Raw genomic sequence first — 3,329 nt, forward strand, 5'->3', positions numbered from 1 at the left:
GAACTGACCGGGCAGGGGCGGTTTCGGTTATGGGCGGCGGGGTAGGGCGGGCCGCAGGCCGTAATCGGCGTTGCAGCCATGGGGGAAGGGTGTAATCGTGCCGGTAGCGGGCAACAGGGCGCTGGATGACGCCCAAGAGGGTAGCCCCGCGTTGCGGATCTATGGGCAAGGGAAAAACATGCAGATCGGAATTGTTGGGCTGGGCCGCATGGGCGGAAATATCGCGCGGCGGCTGATGGCGGCGGGGCATGATTGCGTGGTGTTTGATGTTGACGCCAAGGCGCGGGCGGCGCTGGCAGATCACGGGGCGGTCGCTACAGCCTCGCTTGCGGCACTGGTCAAGGCCCTTTCTGGCGCGCCCCGCACCGTGTGGGTGATGCTGCCTGCGGGCGAGATTACCGAGACGGCCGTGGCCGAACTGGGCGCTCTGCTGGGGCGCGATGACATCATCATTGATGGCGGCAATTCGTTTTACAAAGACGATATCCGGCGCGCCCGGACGCTGGCCGAACGGGGTATTCGCTATGTCGATTGCGGCACCTCTGGGGGGGTTTGGGGGTTGCAGCGGGGGTATTGCATGATGATCGGCGGCGACGCCGGCGCTGTTGACCACCTGGACCCGATCTTTGCGGCGCTGGCACCGGGGCAGGGGGACATTGCGCGCACGCCCGGCCGTGTGGCGGGCGATCCGCGGGTTGAAAACGGGTATATCCATACCGGGCCTGCGGGGTCGGGGCATTTTGCGAAGATGGTGCATAACGGCATAGAATACGGCCTGATGCAGGCCTATGCCGAGGGCTTTGATATTCTGGCCAGCAAGAATTCTGCGAGCCTGCCGCCAGAGGAGCGGTTCGATCTGAACATTGCCGATATTGCCGAGGTGTGGCGGCGCGGCAGCGTGATTTCATCCTGGCTGTTGGATCTGGGGGCCGAGGCGTTGGCGGGGGATCCGGCGCTGGCGAAGTTTTCGGGCTATGTGGAGGATTCCGGCGAAGGGCGCTGGACGATCGAGGCGGCAATCGAAGAGGCGGTGCCGGCGGATGTTCTGGCAGCCGCGCTTTTCGCGCGATTCCGCTCGCGGCAGGATCACAACTTTGCGGAAAAGATGCTGTCAGCGATGCGCTTTGGCTTTGGCGGTCATGTCGAGGTGGCGCCGCCACAGGGCAGCGGCGCGGACGAAGGTTAGGCCAAAAGCGGCACCACGCGGGGTCTGTTTCGCGGCGAAACCGACCGTGGGTCAGACCGTGCCGCCCAGCGACCCTTCCAGCGTGGCAAGCTCTTGTCCGCCGGCCATCAGGTCTTGCAGCTCTTCGGGGGTGATTTTGCCGCGCAGGGCGGTGCCGAGGGTCTTGCCCCGGTTCAGCACGGTGAAACGGTCGCCCACGGCCATGGCGTGGCGCACGTTATGGGTGATGAACACCACCGCGACGCCCGATTTTCGCACCTTGTCGATGGTTGCGAGCACGTTTGCCGTTTGCCGCACCCCCAGGGCCGAGGTTGGCTCATCCAGGATCAGAACCTTGGCGCCGAAATAGACCGCGCGGGCGATGGCCACGGTTTGGCGTTCGCCGCCCGACAGGGTGCCAACGGCCTGATCGGGGCCGCGCAGATTGATCCCCATCCGGCGCATTTCGGACATTGTGACCTCATTGGCGTGGGCGTGGTCAAAGAACGGCAGCCCGGCGACCTTTTTTATCGGCTCGTTCCCCATGAAGAAGTTGCGGCTGACCGACATCAGCGGAATCATCGCCAGATCCTGATAGACGGTGGCGATTCCCGCCTTGATCGCATCGCGCGGGTCATCAAAATGCATCGGGCGGCCTTCAAACAGGATTTCGCCCTTGGTGGGTTTGTGAACGCCGGACATGGTTTTGATGAAGGTGGATTTGCCCGCGCCGTTATCGCCCAAAAGGCAGTGACATTCGCCGGGGTTGATATCTACCGACACACCGGCAAGCGCGATGACAGAGCCGAAATGCTTTTCGATGCTCTTCATCTCGACGATTGGTTTTTGGCGACTGGTCATCAGCGTTCTCCCGTGATGATGCGGCGGATGTAGGTGTTGAGGATCACCGCAAACAGCAAGATGACGCCCAGAAATACCCGAAACAGCGAACTTTCGACCCCGGCAAAGAACAGCCCCTGCTGGACCACGCCAAAGATCAGCGCCCCCAGGGCCGCCCCGATGACCGACCCATAACCGCCGGTCAGCAATGCCCCCCCGATAACTACCGCGATGATTGCCTCAAATTCCTTCAAAAGGCCACGATCCGCCCCGGCAGAGCCGAATTCCATCACCTGACAGGTGGCCAGAACAGTGGCGCAAAAGGCGGTCAGCATGAACATGATGATCTTGACCCGGTTCACCGGCACACCGACATAGCGCGCGGCCTGCGCATCGCCCCCGGCGGCAAAGATCCAGTTGCCAAACCGGGTGCGGGTCAGCACGATCTGGCCCAGGGCCACCAGAACGATCGCCCAGACAATCACCATCGGGATGCCGTCAACGACCGGCTGCCCGGCGCGCGTGCCACGGGTGAAGGTGTCGATCACCCCCGCATCCCCCAGCCAACTGAACAGCCCGGTCAGTATTTTACCGCCGAACAGCCAGGCCACCCAATCGCCCTGCGCGGCGGTGTCAACGCCGCCGATGATCGTCTTGCGTTCCAGAACCTGCGGCACATAAATCGTAAAGCCGCGCAGAATGAACAGCGTGGCCAGCGTCACGATGAAACTTGGCAGGCCGGTCTTGATGACGATATAGCCGTTGATCGCGCCGACAAAGAGGCAGAGCGCAAAGGTGGCAAGGATCGCCACCCACACCGGCCAGCCCCAGGACACCGACATGATGGCAATCGACATGCCCGAAAAACCGATCATCGAGCCGACAGAGAGATCGAATTCGCCCGCGACCATCAACATGCAGGCGCCGACGGCAATAATCATGAACTGCGCCGAGACCACCGACCAGTTCAGCACGCCTTGGCTGTTGAACATGCCGCTATCGCCCGCGAACAGCACAAAGAACGTGAACACGGCGATGGTGCCGACGATCCCGCCCAGTTCGGGGCGAATTAGGGCGCGCCGCAATCCTGAGATTTCCTTGACGCGTTCATCCTCAATGGGGTTTGTCTGTGTCGGGTCCGGCATCGCTCTCTCCCTGGTGGTGATGGGGCGGTCCGCCGCGTGTGGCGGGCCGCCGCGTTGGCCAGATCAGCGGTATTCGCCGGCCCATTTTTCGACCTGCTCAAGCCCCTTGGCGGTGACAAAGCCGGGGCCAGAGTTGATGTCGTTGCCCGGCAGCACGCCGTAGCGGTCATAGTTGGTCA

The 3,329-nt window shown here is 62.6% G+C and carries 3 protein-coding genes and 1 pseudogene; 1 reads left to right on the forward strand and 3 read right to left on the reverse strand.

Annotated features, from left to right (window positions below):
- The first annotated feature begins 97 nt into the window (after positions 1 to 97).
- Positions 98 to 1,186 (forward strand): phosphogluconate dehydrogenase (NAD(+)-dependent, decarboxylating), encoded by a 1,089-nt coding sequence (gene gnd / locus ACM62R_RS13275; RefSeq protein WP_415184526.1) that lies wholly within the window; start codon positions 98 to 100, stop codon positions 1,184 to 1,186.
- A gap of 51 nt (positions 1,187 to 1,237) precedes the next feature.
- On the opposite strand, the gene ACM62R_RS13280 is transcribed toward gnd, so the two are convergent.
- The 3 genes and pseudogenes from ACM62R_RS13280 to ACM62R_RS13290 form a co-directional block, all read right to left on the reverse strand.
- Positions 1,238 to 2,026 (reverse strand): ATP-binding cassette domain-containing protein, encoded by a 789-nt coding sequence (locus tag ACM62R_RS13280; RefSeq protein ID WP_415184527.1) that lies wholly within the window; start codon positions 2,024 to 2,026, stop codon positions 1,238 to 1,240.
- Positions 2,026 to 3,150, reverse strand: a complete 1,125-nt coding sequence (locus ACM62R_RS13285; protein WP_415184528.1) for an ABC transporter permease — start codon at positions 3,148 to 3,150, stop codon at positions 2,026 to 2,028. Before ACM62R_RS13285 ends, ACM62R_RS13280 begins: the two co-directional genes overlap by 1 nt.
- Before the next feature lie 63 nt (positions 3,151 to 3,213).
- Positions 3,214 to 3,329 (reverse strand): annotated as a pseudogene (locus ACM62R_RS13290) (sugar ABC transporter substrate-binding protein); the annotation flags it as partial.

The organism is Phaeovulum sp., assembly GCF_047638075.1.
Lineage (GTDB): Bacteria > Pseudomonadota > Alphaproteobacteria > Rhodobacterales > Rhodobacteraceae > UBA6197.

Excerpts from the sequence above, each read along its gene's own strand:
- ACM62R_RS13285 (WP_415184528.1), bottom strand. The coding sequence starts at position 3,150 with ATGCCGGACCCGACACAGACAAACCCCATTGAGGATGAACGCGTCAAG.
- ACM62R_RS13280 (WP_415184527.1), bottom strand. The coding sequence starts at position 2,026 with ATGACCAGTCGCCAAAAACCAATCGTCGAGATGAAGAGCATCGAAAAG.